Consider the following 17,316-nt stretch of genomic DNA (forward strand, 5'->3'; position numbering starts at 1 on the left):
TGGAAGGACTGGCGCGAGCGCGAGGGGTTGTTTTTCGTTCTAAAATGTGCTAAATTAAGCACATTAAAAGCTGTAGCCGGAGGAGGCTGTTCAAGGCAACATGGCACAAATCAGGCGGTTCGGCTTCGGGCTCCAAGCCTTAATTGTATTGGCTTTAACTTCGGAGCAGCGTTCAAGCGCCGAAATCGCGGAAGAGATCCGCTGCGAGCCGACAGCGCTCCGCAAAATTTTAGCTCAATTGGCGGAAGCCGGCATCGTGGAAGTGAAGCAGGGTAGAGCGGGGGGTTACCAGTTGACCCGAAAGCCCGGGGAGATTACGCTGTCCGAGATCTACAACGCTTTGCACGAAGAAGAGCCTTTATGGAACCAGATGCTGGATACGACAGGAAATCATCTGTTTGGAAAAAAGGTTAACGAATCGTTTCAGAAAATCATGACAGACATCATTGTGCAGGTTGACCATGTGCTGGGCACCTATACGATTGCCGATCTGCTCGAGTGACCTCTTTTTTTTACTCTAATATGTGCATAAAAATGCACATATTATTCAAAATAACTCTATAGAAAGATAGGGAGGGAGAGTTATGGATAAACGAAAAGCCCCGACCCGCTCCGCCGGGATCGCGTGCTCTCTGACTGCGGCTGTCATCGGCGGCATCGCGTTCAAGCTGCTGCATTTGCCGATCCCCTGGCTGCTGGGTCCGATGTTCGCCGTTTTGATCGGATCGAATGTGTTCAAGGGACGTTTCGCATGGCCCGGGCAGTTCAGAAACACGGGCATGATCATCGTCGGATACACGATCGGGCTGGCCATGACGGCGGCGGCGCTGAAGGAGATGTCGTACCAACTGCCGTGGATGCTGCTCATGACGCTGCTCTTGCTGCTTTGGTGCGCGGGCATCGCCTATCCCGTCTCCAGACTGGCGGAGATCGATTACAAATCCTCGCTGTTGGGAAGCATACCCGGAGGGCTGACGCAGGTTCTTGTGTTGGCGGAGGAAACTGACGGGGTCAATCTCACAGTCGTCACCGTCACGCAGGTGATCCGGCTGATCCTGATCATCACGTGCGTGCCCTTGCTGGTAACGAGCCCGCTCTTCGGGCAAGCGCACGAGGGTTCGGGGGCCGGTGCTCCGTTGTCCGCCGTTTCGGCGGGTTGGGACAGCGGGATGATTCCGAACCTGCTCGTTTATGCGCTGGTCAGCGTGGGATGCGCCCTTCTGGGGAACAAGATCAAATTTCCGACCGCTTTTTTGTTGGGTCCGGCAATCGGAACGGCAATTCTTCAATGGACCGGCTTCTCGGGACCGGCGCTTCCAACCTTTGTCCTGAACGCGGCGCAGCTCTTGATTGGCGTTCATGTAGGGCTGATGCTGAAGCCGGGCCGGTTGACGCATAAGGTGCGGACGATCTCGCTGGCCGTCGGCAGCGGACTGCTGCTGATGCTGGGGGCTATGGGCTTGAGTGTGCTGCTGACCAAGCTCCAGCCCGTATCCGCCTCCACGGGGCTATTAAGCCTCGCTCCCGGAGGGATGGATCAAATGGGCATTATCGCCCATGAGATTCATGCGGATTTGTCGATGGTGGCCGGCTATCAGCTGTTTCGTACCTTTTTTATCTTTTTCGCGGTGCCGCCTTTGTTGAAGGCGATGTTCCGATATAACAGCAAATTAACCAAACGGAGGGAAACACAATGATGCCATTAGACGTAAATTTTCAAAAAACGGCTTTGGTCCTTATCGATCTGCAGAAGGGAATCGTCGCCACCGCGAACGGGCAAGAGATTGTTGAGAAGGCTGCCCGGCTTGTCCGGCTGTTCCGTGAGAAGGGCGGATTTATCGCGTTCGTCAATGTCGATTTCCACGATGGGCAGGACAGATTAAAGCCGGCAACGGATCAGCCGGTTCCGACCGTTCAGCCTCCTCAAGATTGGGCAGAGTTCGTCCCGGAGCTGGGCGTCCGCCCGGACGATTACGTGGTCACGAAGCGGCAGTGGGGCGCTTTTTTCGGTACGGATCTGGATCTTCAGCTTCGCCGGAGAGGGATCGATACGATCGTCTTGTGCGGAATTGCCACCAATATCGGGGTGGAAAGCACGGCGAGAGAAGCATTCCAGTTTGGCTACCACCAAATCTTCATCACGGATGCGATGAAGACCTTCAGCAAGGAGGAGCATGAAGCTTCCTGCAACTACATTTTCCCGCGAATCGGCAAGGTCAGAAGCGCCGGGCAATTTCTGGCGGAAGCGGGCGGCGCAGAATAGGTTTGACAAATCGGTCGGGTTACCCTATAATAACCAATAATTCCATATTCAAATGTGAGGATTAGAAATAGTAGAAGTGCAATGACTTTTCAGAGAGCCGTTGGTCGGTGCGAAACGGTAACGTCGTTCATTTTGAACTCGTCTATGAACAGCTGCCTGATATGTAGGGTAAGCCGGAGTTCCACCGTTACAGGGATAGATGGTGATGGCCATCGAATTGAGCTCATTTCTCAGGAAATGAATTAGAGTGGTACCGCGGGTTCAACCTCGTCTCTATACGTAGAGACGGGGTTTTTTTGTTGGTTAAATTCCGGGTTTAACCAACACCGCTTCACATATAGATATAAAGAAATGCGAATTTGGGAGGAATAAGGATGAAACGTAAAATTATGGTGTTCGATACTACGCTGCGCGACGGCGAACAAGTTCCGGGCGCAAAATTAAATCTTCATCAAAAAATAGAGATTGCCCAGCAGTTAAAGCGGCTTAATGTAGATATTATCGAAGCAGGCTTTCCTGCCTCGTCCGCGGGAGATTTTCAAGCGGTCCAAGAAATTGCCCGCAGCGTAGGCAACAGCGTCTCGATCACAGCCTTGGCCCGGGCGGTCAAAAGCGATATCGACGCGGTTTACGAAAGCATCAAGCTGGCGCAGAATCCGCTTATTCATATTGTGCTCGGCACCTCGAACATCCACGTGGAGAAGAAGTTCAGCCGCTCCAAGGAAGCCGTCCTGCAAATGGGTGTTGACGCGGTCAAGTATGCCAAGACGCTGCTTCCGCAAGTGCAGTATTCCACGGAGGACGCATCAAGGTCGGATTTCGAATACTTGTGGAAGACGATCGAGGCTGTCGTGAAAGCGGGAGCGACTATGATTAACGTGCCGGATACGGTGGGTTATGCCGTTCCGGAGGAATTCGGCGAGCTGATCCGCAAAATCAACGAACGGCTCAAAAATTTGGACGACCGCGTGATTCTTAGCGTGCACTGTCACAACGACCTGGGTCTGGCAACGGCCAATACGCTGAGCGCGATCAAGAACGGGGCGGAAAAGGTCGAATGCACCATCAACGGCTTGGGCGAGCGGGCAGGCAACGCTTCGTTGGAGGAAGTCGTGATGGGGCTTAAGGTCAGGGAGTCCCATTTTAACGCCTTTACCGATATCAATACGACGGAGCTGCACAGAACCTCCAGGCTAGTCAGCCATTTGACGGGGCTCGATGTGCAGGTCAACAAAGCGATTACCGGCGAGAATGCCTTCGCGCACTCCTCCGGCATCCATCAAGACGGCTTGTTGAAAGACAAACAGGTATACGAAATCATGTCGCCCGAAGAGGTCGGTGCGGACAGCATGGAGCTGATCCTGACTGCCCGTTCCGGACGACACGCCTTCAAGAATACCGTCGCGAGAATGGGCTTCGATACGAGCGATGCCGAAGATTTCGAGCAATTGTTCGCGAAGTTCCTTGCCTTGGCCGATGCGAAGAAAGAAGTGTACGATCATGACGTATTCTATCTCGTCACGAATCACCGGACCGTCGAGCAGAGCAGCAAACAATTATACGAGCTGGAATCCTTCCAGGTGGTGAGCAACGATCAGAACCCGACGGCTGCTGTCAAATTGAACAAGGGCTCGGAGTCGATGAAAGGCAGCGCCGTGGGCGACGGTCCGATCGATGCCTTGTACAGCGCGATCAAAACGTTGGTTGGTCTGGATATCCAGCTCAAGGACTATAAAATCAACAGCTTGTCCCGAGGCATGGAGGCTGTCGGCCGGGTCAATATCCGTATTGAGCATCAAGGCAAAATCTACTCCGGACGGGCGATGGACACGGACATTATCAAGGCCAGTGCGAATGCTTTCCTGAACGGGATTAACGGTATCCTGCTGGACCTTGTGAAAGACGAAAAATAGGCCGGATCGACAGTCCGGACCTATCGGAGGGAAACGTTTTGAGCAGTCAGTTAAAGGAAAGCGCGCAGCGCGTGCAGGACAAATTAGCGGGGTTGGGATATCCGAACCGGGTTGTGGAGCTGCCGGACAGCGCGCGAACCGCCCAGGAAGCGGCGGACGCCATAGGCTGTGAGGTGGCGCAAATCGCCAAATCGATCATTTTCCGGCTTAAGCCGTCGAACACGCCGCTTCTGGTTGTCGCGAGCGGCGTGAACCGGGTAGATGAGAAGCTCATCTCCAGCCGCATTGACGATAAGCTTGTCAAGGCCGATGCGGATTTCGTGCGGGAGCATACGGGCTTTGTCATCGGGGGCGTTGCGCCGATCGGACATCCGGAGCCGATTCTGACGATGATCGACGAAGACCTGTTTCAATACCCGACCTTATGGGCGGCGGCGGGACATCCGAAAGCCGTATTTGAGTTGACTCCCGATGAGCTGGCCGTCATGACGCGCGGGCAAGTAACGTCCGTCAAAAAGGAATAAAACGCTAGACGCTTGGGCTTCCAGGCGTTTTTTCTTTTGGGTTGACATTAAAAAGGAGGAATGTTATAAAAAATAAAGAATGGCACTCGAAGATAGAGAGTGCTAACAACGAGGTCATTTGCAGCCATTGTTACCCTTTATTGTCCAAAAAGGAGAGATTTCGAATGGAAAAGAAGCAGTTTCAAGCCGAGTCCAAGCGACTATTGGAAATGATGATCAATTCGATTTATACGCAAAAAGAAATCTTTCTTCGCGAATTGATATCGAATGCCAGCGATGCCATCGACAAGATTTACTACAAGGCGTTAACTGACGATCAGCTTGTATTTGACAAAGACAGCTACTACATTAAAGTGATTCCGGACAAGGACAGCAGAACATTGACGATCCTCGATACCGGGATCGGGATGACCAAGGAAGAGCTGGAGACGAACCTCGGCGTGATCGCCAAGAGCGGCTCGCTCGCTTTCAAGAAGGAAAACGAACTCAAGGACGGCCACGATATCATCGGCCAATTCGGTGTGGGCTTTTATTCGGCCTTTATGGTCGCCGACGTGGTAACGGTGATCAGCAAAGCCTTGGGCAGCGACACCGCGTACAAGTGGGAATCGGCGGGCGCGGAAGGCTACACGATCGAGCCTTGCGATAAAGAAACGGTCGGCACGGAAATTATTCTGAAGATCAAAGAGAACACCGAGGACGAGAGCTACGAGGAGTTTTTGGAAGTATACCGTCTGAAGGGAATCATTAAGAAATATTCGGATTTCATCCGCTATCCGATTAAGATGGACGTTACCTCCAAGCGGTTGAAGGAAGGCAGCGACAACGAATTTGAGGATTACACGGAAGAGCAGCGCATTAACAGCATGGTCCCGATCTGGAGAAAAAACAAAAGCGAGCTGACGGCCGAGGATTACGAGAAGTTCTATGCGGAGAAGCATTACGGCTTCGACAAGCCGCTCAAGCATATTCATATCAGCGCTGACGGAGCTGTCGTGTACCAGGCCATCCTCTTTATCCCGGAAAACATTCCTTTCGATTACTACTCGAAGGAATACGAGAAGGGGCTGGAGCTGTATTCCAACGGCGTGCTGATCATGAACAAATGCTCCGATCTGCTGCCGGACTATTTCAGCTTCGTCAAAGGGATGGTCGATTCGGAGAGCCTGTCGCTCAACATTTCCAGGGAAATGCTGCAGCACGACCGCCAATTGAAGCTGATCGCCAAAAATATCGAAAGCAAAATCAAAAGCCAACTGCTAAGCCTGCTGAAGGATGAAAGAGAGAAGTACGAGCAGTTCTACAAATCGTTCGGCAGACAACTGAAATTCGGGGTGTACAGCGATTACGGCAGCCATAAAGAGGTGCTGCAGGATCTGGTCATGTTCTACTCCTCCAAGGAGAAGAAGCTGGTTACGCTGGAAGAATACGTATCGAGAATGCCGGAGGACCAAAAGTATATTTACTATGCTTCCGGACCGTCGAACGAACGAATCGAGAAGCTTCCACAGACCGAGCTCGTTGCCGAGAAAGGCTACGAAATCTTGTACTTCACCGACGATATCGACGAGTTCGCTGTCAAGATGCTGATGAAATACAAGGACAAGGAATTCAAGTCCGTCTCCAGCGGCGATCTGGGCTTTGAAGCGGAAGACAACAAGGACAACGACGATGCCGACAAAAACGATCACAAAGAGCTGTTCGACTACATGAAAGGTCTGCTGGAAGGAAAAGTAACCAGCGTCAGAGCCTCGAAGCGGTTGAAGTCTCACCCCGTATGTCTGTCTACGGAGGGTGACGTCAGTATTGAGATGGAGAAAATATTGAACGCCATGCCGAATAATCCAAGTGTCAAAGCGGATAAGGTGCTGGAAATCAACATCCATCACGAGGTATTCCAATCGCTGCAGACGTCGTATGAGCAGGATAAAGAGAAGCTGAACCTGTATACGGCACTCTTGTACAACCAAGCGCTGTTGATCGAAGGACTGCCGATTGAAGACCCGGTTGAATTTACGAACGATATTTGTAAAATTATGGTGTAATATAGGCTCGCGTACAAAAAAACCGGCCCTGGAAGGGGTCGGTGAACTTGGTGAGAAACCCGCTTCGCGTAGAAAATTCTCTGCATAAGCAGTGGGGTATATCCCTCCAGCCGCTGCCCTTCCCCAGAAAGTGAAGTAATACTTGGAAGCTTATTCCGATTACTTTCCGGGGACCCCTATCCACCCGTGAATTGGATTAGAATTAGCGGTATTTTCACGGGCTTCAAAGGCGGACGTAAACTCTTACGGGATATACCCCACCTCTATTTCTCTGAGATTTTTCTACTTTTAGGGCTTCTCTATTCCCGAAATCATTTCAAATCACCATAAGATTCTTCCTTATCGGCATGCTCAATGAAGTAGCAAATATGTCCGAACCATTTATTTAGCAGTTCAAGAATGCGCTTGGCCAAATGTTCTGTTCTTGATACACTTTGACTCTTTTCATGTAAAAAATGAAATTCAAACATGGAATTATCCGTGTCATTAATCAATATTTTCAAACAAGCACTTTTGATTGGAGAATTATCGTGTTCCTCTTCGTTTGAGGGATTTGTCCAAAAATCAGCACCTAAGCCAGAAAGATTTCTTTCAATTAAGGTTTTTCCTTGAGAATTAGTTCTGAGCTTGCTTTTAGTTTTCAGGCCATTCACAGTTACTGCTACGCATCAATATTTTTTTGCTTTGCTCTGTATTCGGGAGTAAGCTTTGCAAACATATTTAAAAAAATTGCACCCACTAATGCAACAGTGCCGTACCAGCCGCTAAATTTTATTTTGTTAAAGAAAAATTATCCATAATACAATCGCTAAAATAATGAAAGCAAAAGAAAGAGCTTCGTCGCTATACTTACCTTCTGACCCCGCTTCAGATGTTGAAACAGCGGTCAAGCGCTCTACTTGACGGCTGTTTCAACATCTGAAAATCTCTTAAAGGCGGAAGGGTTTATGAAACTAACATTTTGCAATGTACCCACCCAGTAGAGCGAAGAGCCAAGAAAGATAATAAGATACTCTATGTACAAATAATGTTGAGATGTATGACTTGTCCTATGCAACAAAATTCCCTTCAAACCAACTTGCTCTAAGTAATTTCGAGCGGCAAGATCTGCTTCTTTTGCTTTTATTGCTTTCTAAAATCATCAGTCAAAATTCCTGAAAACCCCCAGTTTTCATCCTTAATTTCTTCGATGACAATATGAATATGTTCTGGTTTTTTGTCAAGAACCCGAACCAGAGTCTCTGTAAACTCTTTAACAACTTGGGCTTTCTGATCACGAGAAGCGCCCTTTGTTATTTGAAGATTAATATAAGGCATAGTTCTTCCCTCCATATATAGGTTACTGTTGATACTTAAAGATATAGTTGATCACGCCTGTTGATTAACCAAAATAAGGTATCCAAAAGTTGAAAAAAGGCCACTCTTTCGATAAAATCGATTCCACCACAGAACCCGAATTGAAAGAGGAGACCTCATGAAAAAGTCTACCACGTTTACAAACTTTGTTCAAATTCTTCTTAAAGAAGAAGATGTGATCAGCATACTGAAAGAGTTGAACTACAAAGATACAGCACGCAAATTTACAGCACATCAGTTACTGATATTCTTTATGCACGCAGCTTTGGGACAATGGGATGGTTATCGCTCCGGTGTCGTAAAAGCCAAAATCTGTGGACTTCAAACCGTTTGCTTTTCTACCTTCTCATCCAAAGCTAGCGAAGTACCGTATGAGCTTTTCAAGCGCCTGTTTCATTTGTTGATTTTTGCACCTACCCAACGATCTGTTATTGGTAGACTCGACAACGATCACGGTAGGAAAAACACGTCTGCCTTGGGCGCTGTTTCATGGAGAACGCACAGGAATCAAGCTGCATGTTGCATTCGCTGCGGCTACTGAGCAACCCGTTCAGGTCATTGAAACGATCGGTACGGTTCATGATGGCCCTATCGGTGAGAAGCTTGCGGACAAGGATTACATCTTAGTAAATGACCGAGCTTATGGGAAGATCAAGCGTTTTGATCAATATGTCGCGGAGAACAGGAAAGTGGAAACCTCGAACGTCATACGGGATATGACTTGTTATCTCGGAACACCTCAGTGCCAGTCGGAGCTTCGACATCGCGTCGTGACCTTTCAAGATAACAACGGCAATGAAATTCGGGTCGCAACCAATCTTGTGCATCTATCAGCCGAAGAAATTGCTGATACCTACAAGGCACGCTGGGGTATTGAAGTTTTCTTCAGATGGATAAAACAGAACCTAAATGTACCTGTTTTGTTTGGCACAACAATGAATGCCGTGTTCAATCAGCTTTTTGCCGCGTTAATGACTTACGTTATCTTGAAATGGTTATATGATCACTCAAAATCATTTGTCATCCCTTGCAAGAGAATGCCCTTGATCCGCTTCACGGAACAAATTCAGCACGATCAACTACAAATTGAATGGATCATCGCGCCACTACCAAAGTGTTGGAAAAACATGTCTATTTGTCAAACCTCAAAAAACCAGTTTCTGGTTAATCAACAGGCGTGAAATAATGTATTCTCTCTGATTTCATTTTCATTTATTAAAGCTAAGCTTCTCTCTGTATCTATTCTCATAAATTTGCCATTAACCTCATAAAGTATTTTATTAACGATCATCCATCTGATGCAATTTGCGTGAGTATGTTTTGCTAGGCAACCATTATTCTTCGAAGAACGTGCCACTATAAATTGTTATATATAATAGCCGCCACAATTGCAATTATGATGTGAAGAGCAGAATTTCCTGAAAGTCGAACCCACTTATTAGTACTCTTTCCCGTCCATGCCCCATATGTAAATGCGACAACAAGATAAATTATTACAATTAATACTGGAATTGATATCATGTTGATCTCCCTTTGCCTCTTTATTCTTTCATGAGCAATCTAAATTTACTTGTGATGGATTTGCCAACATTTCCATAAAAGTAGCTTTGCACTCTCACTTCCAAGAGATATAGTAATCAATTGTTAGCTTCCCCTTTTCAAAAAAGCTTAGAGTCTTTTATTCTAATCGCGATTAATGTTGTTCGATAAATCCAAATTGGGTATATTGTACCACACTAAAAGAGACTTTTGGAATAATATCCAGAAGTCTACAACGTCAGTCGCTTTAACGCCTTGTTCTCTTCTTCATCCGTCGCCGCATCTCTGCAACTTCCTGCGCATGTCCTGTACATCTATCCATCTATCTTAAGCGAACCTGCTACATCTTATTTTCGAACCATCAATATGACCGACTCCACATGGGTGGGGGAGCTAAAAAAACATCTTAAATATTCCTTGACGGGAATATTCCTTATAAGGTATATTTAGATCATGAATTCGACCTTTCGAACTCTTGCCGAGCCGAATCGGCTGCGCGTGGTTGAGCTCTTGCGGGAAGGCCCTTTAACCGTAGGGGAAATTGCCGATCGGCTTGGGCTCAGTCAGCCGCAAGCTTCCAAGCATCTTCGCACGTTAAGCGCCGCAGGGCTTGTCGAGGTGCAGGCGATCGCCAACCGGCGGATCTGCAAGCTTAGGCCCCAACCGCTGCTGGAGCTGGGGGCATGGCTGGAATCTTTTTGCCACAGCTGGGATGAGAAGCTCGACCGCTTGGGTAATTACATGCAGGAGCTGTAAAGGAAGGGAAGGAAGTGAGCGGTGGCGATCTGCAGTCGTCCTGCAAGCAGCTTTAAACAACAATATGATATGGAGGAATGAAATCATGACACAAAACAGCACCGTGACGTCCGTCGAAGGCCGGGAGCTTACGGTTAAACGCGTCTTTCAAGCATCCCGCGAACTGGTGTACAAGACATGGACGGACCCTGTACATTTGCCGCAATGGTGGGGGCCGAAAGGGTTTACGATTACGGTTCAAGAAATCGACGTGCGATCGGGCGGCGTATGGCACTATATTATGCATGGTCCCGACGGCACCGATTATGACAATCACATCCGTTATATCGAAGTGACAAGCCCGGAGCGGCTCGTCTACGCCCATGGCGGAGACGGAGAAGACGATTTTCACGTGACCGTTACGTTTGAAGAGCGGGATGGCGTTACCGAATTGACGATGAGAACGCTCTTTAAGTCGGCGGCGGAGCTGGAGCGGGTGGCCAAGGAGTACGGCGCGATCGAAGCCGCAAAATCAACACTCGATCGTCTCGCAGAGCAACTGGCGAAGCTTAAGTAAATCGGATGAGAATAACACGACTCCTAACAAAGGAAGAGGAATGAGAATGAAGAAGATCGTAACTATTTATTGGATTTTTACAGGATTGCTGGCGGCGTTGATGGCTTTCGGTTCGATTCCGGATATATTGTCGGTACCCGAAGCTGTGGCTTTATTCGATCATCTCGGGTATCCCGCTTATCTCCTTCCGTTTATCGGCACGGCAAAATTATTAGGAGTTATCGCGCTCCTGGTTCCGGGATTTCCCAGATTGAAGGAATGGGCTTATGCGGGTTTTACGATTGATTTGGCAGGGGCGATGTATTCGAGCATTGCCGTAGGCGACCCAGCCAGCGGCTGGCTTGTATTCTTCATCGGCTTCGGATTAATTGCCGTCTCGTATATTTTTCATCACCGCAAGCTGCAAGGGCAAGCAACGAAAAGTCATTCAATGTTATAGAAACGGCGTAAAGGGCTGTCGGGATGATAGCCCTTTTTCGTCTACATTTGCAAGCTTGCCGGGAAACCTTCGCGCCAAGTCGGATAGAGCGGCTTCCAGCCATAATCTTTTCGCGCCTTGGCATTGGCTGCCCCGCGTTCGCCACGGTTGCTGCCTTCCTGGATATCCGGCTCGGGCGCGCCGATTGTCGCGGCGTAGAAGGGCAGCCACTCCGTTCCTGGAGCGGGTTCGTCGTCCACGACGTTCACCGGCCCGTTCGGCCATTCCAGCGCAGCGGCCGCTGCCCGCGCCGCATCTTCGACATGCAGAAAGGAAGTTACGCCTTCCGTCGCTTTCAGTTCCTTGCGCCGCACCTTTTCGGCTATTAGCCCGCCCCGGTCGTACCAAGTTCCGGGACCGTAGAGCAGACCGTATCGAAGAATGACGTATTCCGGCATTTCGGCGACCGCCTGCTCCAGAGCCAACACTCCGTCAACGGTCCTTTTTCGCGGCTGCGGCGCTTCCACATCCAAAGATTCCTCTTCCGTCGCAGGATGATTTCCCGGTTCGTAGGTCCACGATATGCTTTGCGCGATCATGCGTCTCACCCCGACCGCTTGCGAGGCGTCAACCAGATTGCGGGTTCCGATCGTTCGGATTCGCGCATTATCCTCCAAATTGTAACTGCTTAAAGAAGTGAGCTGATGGATGACGACTTCCGGACGCGCCTCCCGAAGTGCGGCGATCACGGACTCCCGGTCTATAGCATCTGCAACCAGAGGGGACGCCCCCATTTCCGAAATGACGCTTTTCGAGGCTTCAGTACGTATCATGCCAATCACTTCATGGCCTTCTCGTACCAGAATAGGCAGCAGCGAACGTCCGATGACGCCGGTTGCTCCGGCAACTAAAATTTTCATACACCTTGCCTCCCGTTGAACGGCAATTCAAATGCCTTGTATTTTGATTCATTATACAAGACAGCGACGGGCGCAATTTTGTGACACGGAAAGAATTATCGATCCTTCTTATGCTCCATGATATCGTTCGGCTGGACGTCGAAATGCGTACAAATCTTATCGATGATTTCCAGCGAGACGTACTCGTCCTTCCCTAATTTGGCAAGAGTTGCAGTGGACAAGCCCAAGCTTTCCCGAAATTCGGTTTTCGTCAATTCTTGATCGACAAGTAATTTCCATAATGGTTTATAGGAAAAAGGCATAGTTATACCCCTTAAATGGTTATCTGATATATAAAATTAAATGTTTAATAAAGCAAATATAATATTTGACTTATTGTTCGATAAAGCATATAATATATTTGCAAAGTAAAACAAACGACGGGGGCTGGATAGAACTAAATACAATGTAATCTAGCAGAGAATTTTCCCTAATCTTAACACAAAATGTTTACAAAATCACGAGAGTGCCAATGAGTTAAAAGCATAAAGGGGGGGGATGGGGGTTGGTCGAAGAGCTGAATAAGCTGCTTGAAGACTTTCGGAAGCTCGAACATATTTGGAGCGACGAAGCGAAAAATCCAAAAGATGAATCTGGAAAAATGTATGCTATAGGAGTAAGTAACGGATTCAGGCACGCTGCCATAGCTTTAAATTCAATTGTAAAAAACTACGGTAAAATTCAATTAAACAGGTGATGACGAGCGGCTATATATTGCCCAAATCGTTTAGTAATGTTGGTCGCGTTCATCTTGCCCCTGTCTGTTTTTAATATGTACACGGTCTTGGGTAATTATTTAAACGGTCCCGATTGGATGCGCGAAGCGAAAGTGATATCGTCATTTTGCTGGCTGCAGTCTGATTCGCCGGGAGACGCCTCATGATGGGACAAATCTCCCGGAGTGACGAACGCGGGGATGTGGAGAACCGGGATGCCCCCTTCCTTGGGAAACGGCGATCCTGGCTGATGGGGAAAGTGCTGCTTATTAAGGGGAAAAATGCTCAGCTTTCCGGCTCTTTGGTGGTTGAATGTAGCTGCAGTCAAATTTCGGGAGACGGACGCAGCGAAGCTTCAAAATAATTGGTCGTCCCGTTCATGGCGATTTCATGGGGTTCAGTGTTCATATGTTTAAGCTGTTCTTTTTTCCACGCTTCGAATTTTTCCAGCGGGATCTCTAACTGTTCGATGAGAAGTTGACAATCTATCGGTTGTTTCATTTAGGATACCCCCTAGTTAAGAAAAAAATGATTGAAAAACAAAAACCACCTTTCCTAGCGACGGCTAAGAAAGATGGTCCGGTTGCACTACTAGCTCCTTCGAATCCAAGTGCCCATATACAGATTCGAACTCATTGCCTACCTAGCTCTCATGATACCAGTAAACAATTGAATATGTCTGTATCGTTTCATACGGAATTTTCTAAAAAAAATTTTAGAAATGCCCATTTTTCGAAAAAAACAAAATCGATCCCCAGTAGGGGGACCGATATCCGATATCTGTATGAGAATAGGCGATTAGTTCGCGATAAACTCTTGAACCCATTCGCCGTTGTAGTAAGCAACGCCGATTTTCGTAAAGTTCGGGCTCAAAATATTTTGGCGGTGACCTTCGCTATTCATCCACGCATTCATAACCTCTTGTGGGGAACGTTGGCCTTTTGCGATATTTTCACCGGCATACGAATATTGAATGCCGAAAGATCTCATCATATCGAATGGAGAGCCGTACGTCGGAGACGTGTGATCGAAGTAATTGTTATTATACATGTCTTTTGCTTTGGCCAATGCCATAGAGGTCAAGGCGCTGTCGGAAGCAAGCGGCTTCAGGCCGGCTTTCGCGCGTTCTTGGTTCACGAGATTCACCACTTGGCTGGCAAAAGCGGATTGATCCGTCCCTTGCTGGGAGTCGGTATCCGGTTGTTGTTGCGCCGGAGTCGTCGGCTGCGGCTTGGCCGGCGTTGTCGGCTGAGGCTCCACCGGTGTCGTCGGTTGCGGCTTAGCAGGAACCGGTTGCGGTTTCGCCGGAGTCGTCGGCTGCTGCCATCCGTTACCGAATCCCGGAATATTGATGACCATTCCTTTCCAAATAACATTCGGGTTGGAAAGCTGCGGATTCGAATTCAGCAGCGAGGACAGATCAATGCCGTATTTTTGAGAAATTGTCGACAACGTATCGTTATCGGTAACGACGCATGGTGCGGCCGAAGCAGATGCCATACCAGCTCCGAACACCGAAGTAAGGGCCAAAACACTCACCAAAGCAGCTTTCTTCATGCGATTCAAAAAAGATCCTCTCCTTTTTCGGCCTGCGAGGTTAGCTGACGGGTTCGGGTCAAAGAGCAATCACCCGGCCATAGCATATGGCTTCACCCCAAAGGATGGGTTCCCCCGCGCTTCCAAAGAAGCTTCGGCCTTGAATGTAGTTGTCTTCTCGACAGAACCGGTTAAGTCGAACGTCTCGTCCCACCCGGTCTCTCAAGGACCCTTACAGTCTATCACGAGGATCGCTAGATTTCACCCCACAAAGTATTCCAACCTTAGCGCCGCTTACTTCCACTTCATCAGTACAAACCCGCCGACGATAATGAGAAGTCCGACCCACGTTTTCCACGTAGGCATCTCCTGCATGAACATATATCCCATAAGCAGACATACCAGAAGCTCGACGATTTTGGCCGACACGAGAGCCGTTGTCAGTTGACCGAAGCTTTGTTGTACCCAGCGGACGCCGTATCCGATCAACAGATTCGCCGGAAGAAACAAAGGGAGCATCTTCAATTGAAAAATAAACGTCGATCCGAAGGCGGGATCGATGTGCTTGCTTTGATAAGAGTAGACGGCATTGACGATCACGAGACCGACGAAAAGACACGCAAAGCCGAGAACAGCGGACATATATCGAAGGACCTCCTCCATAGTCGAAAAACAAGTGAAGAGCCATCGGGCTCTCTTGAATGTTTCCCTGAAATAACAAATTTTATTGACTATAAGAAAATTTCCTTATAGAATAAATTTTGCATTAGGTAAAAATATTTGTACATAGACAAATGTTTCATTTGCCGCCCGGCGCCGAACATCTCGGTAAGCGGGCGTATATCGAAGTGATAAGGAGGATTCCTGTTGTTTAAGCGTTGGCATCTTTTGTTTTCCTCCCCGTTCTTTGTTTTTGGACTGCTTTTCGCGCTTCTCCTAGCCAGTATCGTGATGGCCGCGGGTTTCGGGCCCGTGTCCGTTCCGTTTAAACAAACGTTTGCCCTGCTGCTGGAAAAAGTGTCCTTTCCTGTGGACATCACAGCGGGGGAGCGGGAGCGGCTGGTAATAGAGCAGGTACGTCTGCCGCGCGTGCTGGTCGGCGCGCTTGTGGGCGCGGCGCTCGGCATCTCGGGCGCTTCGATGCAAGGATTGTTTCGCAATCCGCTCGTTGAGCCGGGCTATGTCGGCGTATCCAGCGGAGCCGCTGCCGGGGCCGTGTGCGCTTTGTATTTCGGCTTGACGCATCTGGGGGTATGGCTGCTGCCGGCTGCCGCTTTTACCGGAGCGCTGCTTGCTGTGTGCGTCATTCTTGCGGTCTGGCGGTGGAGCAGCCGTTCTACGGTGACAACGCTTTTGCTGCTCGGGATCGGCCTAAATGCTTTGCTGTCCGCCGTCATCAACATTCTGGTCGCCAGCTCGCGGAACGAACAGGAGCTGCGGAGTATTATTTTCTGGCTTCAAGGCGGGTTGGAAGCTCGGACTTGGGGACACGTGCAGTTGATAGCCGTGCCGGTTCTTATCTCTTGTGTGCTGCTTTGCACCTTTGCCCGGGATTTGAACTTGCTGCTGCTTGGTGACGAGCATGCCCAAAGCAGCGGCATGAAGGTACGCACGGTGCGTTATCTGATTCTGGGCCTCGCTTCGCTCATGACCGGCTCGGCCGTTGCGGTAAGCGGGATCATCGGGTTCGTCGGTTTGGTCGTTCCGCATATGATCCGCTTATGGACCGGACCGGATCACCGGGTGCTGCTGCCGGCCAGCGCGCTTGGAGGAGCTATATTTTTAGTTGTTGCGGATCTGATATCCCGGATGGTTCTCCAGCCGGTGACGCTGCAGGTCGGCGTTGTCTGCGCTTTGATTGGGGCGCCGTTGTTTCTGGGCATGGTATTGAAATCCGGAAAAGGGGCGGTGGCATGAGTACGGTTATTGCGATACGGCAGCTGTGGCAGCGAGCCGAATCGAAGACGATCCTGCATGACGTCAATTTGGAGATGCGGCCCGGACGCTTCATCGGCTTGATCGGTCCGAACGGCAGCGGCAAATCAACGCTGCTTCGCGCCATGGGTGGCTTGCGCCGGCCCGCTGCCGGAGAAGTGCTGTTGGAGGGGGCCTGCTTGCACCGAATGAAGCCCAAGGCGGTCGCTCGCCATATCGCGTATGTGCCGCAGGATTTGAGCACGGAGCTTGATTTTACAGTGGAAGAAATCGTGATGCTGGGGCGTTATGCCCATCGGGGACGGTTTGCTTCCGCCTCTGCGACAGACCGCGAAGCGGTGCGGGAGGCGATGCGCACAACAGGGATTGATTTACTTGCGGACCGCAGGGTGACGGAGCTGTCCGGCGGACAGCGGCAGATGGTGTTCATCGCCAAGGCGCTAGCCCAGCAGCCGCGGATTTTGCTGCTCGACGAACCGATTTCGGCGCTGGATATCCGGCACCAGCTGCGTGTCATGAAGCTGCTCCAGGAAAGAACGAATGACGGGCTGCTTGTCGTTGCCGCTTTGCACGATTTGAATTTGGCGGCGCGGTTTTGCGACGAGCTGATCCTGCTTCGGGACGGACATGTGCTGGCTTCCGGGGCGCCGGAGTGCGTCATGACAACCGAGCGGCTCCGGCACGCTTACGGGGTGGAAGCCTCAATCCGCCGCGACGAACGGACTGGCAAGCCCGCGGTTACCGCCTTGGACGAAGTCCGGATGCAGGCGGCTTATTAAGGCTTACAAACTACATAGAAA

At 49.6% G+C, this 17,316-nt stretch carries 21 protein-coding genes, 2 riboswitches and 1 other annotated feature; of the genes, 14 read left to right on the forward strand and 7 right to left on the reverse strand.

Features of this window, described 5'->3' with window-relative positions; all coding sequences use genetic code 11:
* Positions 1-100: 100 nt before the first annotated feature.
* The 6 genes from QMG93_RS06140 (at position 101) to htpG (ending at position 6,745) form a co-directional block, all read left to right on the forward strand.
* Positions 101-502 (forward strand): Rrf2 family transcriptional regulator, encoded by a 402-nt coding sequence (locus QMG93_RS06140; protein ID WP_216794746.1) that lies wholly within the window; start codon positions 101-103, stop codon positions 500-502.
* An 82-nt stretch (positions 503-584) separates the two neighbouring features.
* Positions 585-1,697, forward strand: a complete 1,113-nt coding sequence (locus tag QMG93_RS06145) for an AbrB family transcriptional regulator (RefSeq protein WP_281934494.1) — start codon at positions 585-587, stop codon at positions 1,695-1,697.
* Entirely contained in the window at positions 1,694-2,263 is a 570-nt protein-coding gene (locus QMG93_RS06150; protein WP_281934496.1) for an isochorismatase family protein, read from the forward strand. Before QMG93_RS06145 ends, QMG93_RS06150 begins: the two co-directional genes overlap by 4 nt.
* 48 nt (positions 2,264-2,311) lie before the next feature.
* Positions 2,312-2,541: a binding site (T-box leader), on the forward strand.
* Positions 2,542-2,637: 96 nt separating this feature from the next.
* Entirely contained in the window at positions 2,638-4,176 is a 1,539-nt protein-coding gene (locus QMG93_RS06155; protein WP_281934498.1) for a 2-isopropylmalate synthase, read from the forward strand.
* A 38-nt stretch (positions 4,177-4,214) separates the two neighbouring features.
* Positions 4,215-4,700 (forward strand): YbaK/EbsC family protein, encoded by a 486-nt coding sequence (locus tag QMG93_RS06160; protein WP_281934500.1) that lies wholly within the window; start codon positions 4,215-4,217, stop codon positions 4,698-4,700.
* 164 nt (positions 4,701-4,864) lie between these two features.
* Positions 4,865-6,745 carry a molecular chaperone HtpG gene (htpG, locus tag QMG93_RS06165; protein ID WP_281934502.1) on the forward strand — a complete coding sequence of 627 codons (1,881 nt, stop codon included), beginning with the start codon at positions 4,865-4,867 and terminating at the stop codon, positions 6,743-6,745.
* 311 nt (positions 6,746-7,056) lie between these two features.
* Here htpG and QMG93_RS06170 read toward each other — a convergent pair whose 3' ends face one another.
* On the reverse strand, positions 7,057-7,398 hold the full coding sequence (locus QMG93_RS06170; protein WP_281934503.1) for a hypothetical protein: 342 nt from the start codon (positions 7,396-7,398) through the stop codon (positions 7,057-7,059).
* Between the two features lie 469 nt (positions 7,399-7,867).
* Complete coding sequence (locus QMG93_RS06175; protein ID WP_281934504.1) at positions 7,868-8,062, reverse strand: tautomerase family protein; 195 nt, start codon at positions 8,060-8,062, stop codon at positions 7,868-7,870.
* A 157-nt stretch (positions 8,063-8,219) separates the two neighbouring features.
* Here QMG93_RS06175 and QMG93_RS06180 point away from each other — a divergent pair, with 157 nt between their 5' ends.
* The 5 genes from QMG93_RS06180 to QMG93_RS06200 all read left to right on the forward strand — a co-directional run bounded on the left by QMG93_RS06180 (position 8,220) and on the right by QMG93_RS06200 (position 11,391).
* Entirely contained in the window at positions 8,220-8,642 is a 423-nt protein-coding gene (locus QMG93_RS06180; RefSeq protein WP_281934507.1) for a hypothetical protein, read from the forward strand.
* Positions 8,533-9,282 (forward strand): transposase, encoded by a 750-nt coding sequence (locus tag QMG93_RS06185; protein ID WP_281934509.1) that lies wholly within the window; start codon positions 8,533-8,535, stop codon positions 9,280-9,282. The genes QMG93_RS06180 and QMG93_RS06185 overlap by 110 nt, the downstream gene beginning before the upstream one ends.
* Positions 9,283-10,093: 811 nt before the next feature.
* Positions 10,094-10,396 carry an ArsR/SmtB family transcription factor gene (locus QMG93_RS06190; RefSeq protein ID WP_281934511.1) on the forward strand — a complete coding sequence of 101 codons (303 nt, stop codon included), beginning with the start codon at positions 10,094-10,096 and terminating at the stop codon, positions 10,394-10,396.
* 85 nt (positions 10,397-10,481) lie between these two features.
* Positions 10,482-10,952, forward strand: coding sequence for an SRPBCC family protein (locus QMG93_RS06195; RefSeq protein ID WP_281934513.1), 471 nt, complete (start codon positions 10,482-10,484; stop codon positions 10,950-10,952).
* A 46-nt stretch (positions 10,953-10,998) separates the two neighbouring features.
* Entirely contained in the window at positions 10,999-11,391 is a 393-nt protein-coding gene (locus QMG93_RS06200; protein ID WP_281934515.1) for a DoxX family protein, read from the forward strand.
* 41 nt (positions 11,392-11,432) lie between these two features.
* Here the strand turns inward: QMG93_RS06200 and QMG93_RS06205 are convergent, their stop codons facing one another.
* Positions 11,433-12,290 (reverse strand): NAD-dependent epimerase/dehydratase family protein, encoded by an 858-nt coding sequence (locus QMG93_RS06205; protein ID WP_281934517.1) that lies wholly within the window; start codon positions 12,288-12,290, stop codon positions 11,433-11,435.
* A 95-nt stretch (positions 12,291-12,385) separates the two neighbouring features.
* Complete coding sequence (locus QMG93_RS06210; protein WP_281934518.1) at positions 12,386-12,592, reverse strand: helix-turn-helix domain-containing protein; 207 nt, start codon at positions 12,590-12,592, stop codon at positions 12,386-12,388.
* 242 nt (positions 12,593-12,834) lie between these two features.
* On the opposite strand from QMG93_RS06210, the gene QMG93_RS06215 reads away from it, so the two are divergent.
* Complete coding sequence (locus QMG93_RS06215) at positions 12,835-13,026, forward strand: hypothetical protein (protein ID WP_281934520.1); 192 nt, start codon at positions 12,835-12,837, stop codon at positions 13,024-13,026.
* Positions 13,027-13,369: 343 nt separating this feature from the next.
* On the opposite strand, the gene QMG93_RS06220 is transcribed toward QMG93_RS06215, so the two are convergent.
* From QMG93_RS06220 to QMG93_RS06230, 3 genes are all read right to left on the reverse strand, one after another.
* The gene (locus QMG93_RS06220) at positions 13,370-13,546 is read right to left on the reverse strand and encodes a hypothetical protein (RefSeq protein WP_281934522.1); all 177 of its coding nucleotides are present in this window, start codon (positions 13,544-13,546) and stop codon (positions 13,370-13,372) included.
* A gap of 68 nt (positions 13,547-13,614) precedes the next feature.
* Positions 13,615-13,697, reverse strand: a riboswitch (cyclic di-GMP riboswitch).
* 146 nt (positions 13,698-13,843) lie between these two features.
* Positions 13,844-14,611, reverse strand: coding sequence for a CAP domain-containing protein (locus tag QMG93_RS06225; protein WP_281934524.1), 768 nt, complete (start codon positions 14,609-14,611; stop codon positions 13,844-13,846).
* Between the two features lie 5 nt (positions 14,612-14,616).
* Positions 14,617-14,751, reverse strand: a riboswitch (cyclic di-AMP (ydaO/yuaA leader).
* Positions 14,752-14,875: 124 nt separating this feature from the next.
* Positions 14,876-15,223, reverse strand: a complete 348-nt coding sequence (locus QMG93_RS06230; protein WP_281934526.1) for a hypothetical protein — start codon at positions 15,221-15,223, stop codon at positions 14,876-14,878.
* A gap of 225 nt (positions 15,224-15,448) precedes the next feature.
* Here QMG93_RS06230 and QMG93_RS06235 point away from each other — a divergent pair, with 225 nt between their 5' ends.
* Together QMG93_RS06235 and QMG93_RS06240 are read left to right on the forward strand one after the other, a co-directional pair.
* Complete coding sequence (locus QMG93_RS06235) at positions 15,449-16,498, forward strand: FecCD family ABC transporter permease (RefSeq protein WP_281934528.1); 1,050 nt, start codon at positions 15,449-15,451, stop codon at positions 16,496-16,498.
* Positions 16,495-17,295, forward strand: a complete 801-nt coding sequence (locus tag QMG93_RS06240) for an ABC transporter ATP-binding protein (RefSeq protein ID WP_281934530.1) — start codon at positions 16,495-16,497, stop codon at positions 17,293-17,295. Before QMG93_RS06235 ends, QMG93_RS06240 begins: the two co-directional genes overlap by 4 nt.
* The last annotated feature ends 21 nt before the right edge of the window (positions 17,296-17,316 follow it).

Origin of the sequence: Paenibacillus tyrphae (assembly GCF_027925525.1) — a bacterium.
GTDB lineage: Bacteria > Bacillota > Bacilli > Paenibacillales > NBRC-103111 > Paenibacillus_G > Paenibacillus_G tyrfis_B.

Excerpts from the sequence above, each read along its gene's own strand:
- QMG93_RS06140 (WP_216794746.1), top strand. The coding sequence starts at position 101 with ATGGCACAAATCAGGCGGTTCGGCTTCGGGCTCCAAGCCTTAATTGTA.
- QMG93_RS06145 (WP_281934494.1), top strand. The coding sequence starts at position 585 with ATGGATAAACGAAAAGCCCCGACCCGCTCCGCCGGGATCGCGTGCTCT.
- QMG93_RS06150 (WP_281934496.1), top strand. The coding sequence starts at position 1,694 with ATGATGCCATTAGACGTAAATTTTCAAAAAACGGCTTTGGTCCTTATC.
- QMG93_RS06155 (WP_281934498.1), top strand. The coding sequence starts at position 2,638 with ATGAAACGTAAAATTATGGTGTTCGATACTACGCTGCGCGACGGCGAA.
- htpG (WP_281934502.1), top strand. The coding sequence starts at position 4,865 with ATGGAAAAGAAGCAGTTTCAAGCCGAGTCCAAGCGACTATTGGAAATG.
- QMG93_RS06175 (WP_281934504.1), bottom strand. The coding sequence starts at position 8,062 with ATGCCTTATATTAATCTTCAAATAACAAAGGGCGCTTCTCGTGATCAG.
- QMG93_RS06180 (WP_281934507.1), top strand. The coding sequence starts at position 8,220 with ATGAAAAAGTCTACCACGTTTACAAACTTTGTTCAAATTCTTCTTAAA.
- QMG93_RS06190 (WP_281934511.1), top strand. The coding sequence starts at position 10,094 with ATGAATTCGACCTTTCGAACTCTTGCCGAGCCGAATCGGCTGCGCGTG.
- QMG93_RS06195 (WP_281934513.1), top strand. The coding sequence starts at position 10,482 with ATGACACAAAACAGCACCGTGACGTCCGTCGAAGGCCGGGAGCTTACG.
- QMG93_RS06200 (WP_281934515.1), top strand. The coding sequence starts at position 10,999 with ATGAAGAAGATCGTAACTATTTATTGGATTTTTACAGGATTGCTGGCG.
- QMG93_RS06205 (WP_281934517.1), bottom strand. The coding sequence starts at position 12,290 with ATGAAAATTTTAGTTGCCGGAGCAACCGGCGTCATCGGACGTTCGCTG.
- QMG93_RS06210 (WP_281934518.1), bottom strand. The coding sequence starts at position 12,592 with ATGCCTTTTTCCTATAAACCATTATGGAAATTACTTGTCGATCAAGAA.
- QMG93_RS06220 (WP_281934522.1), bottom strand. The coding sequence starts at position 13,546 with ATGAAACAACCGATAGATTGTCAACTTCTCATCGAACAGTTAGAGATC.
- QMG93_RS06230 (WP_281934526.1), bottom strand. The coding sequence starts at position 15,223 with ATGTCCGCTGTTCTCGGCTTTGCGTGTCTTTTCGTCGGTCTCGTGATC.
- QMG93_RS06240 (WP_281934530.1), top strand. The coding sequence starts at position 16,495 with ATGAGTACGGTTATTGCGATACGGCAGCTGTGGCAGCGAGCCGAATCG.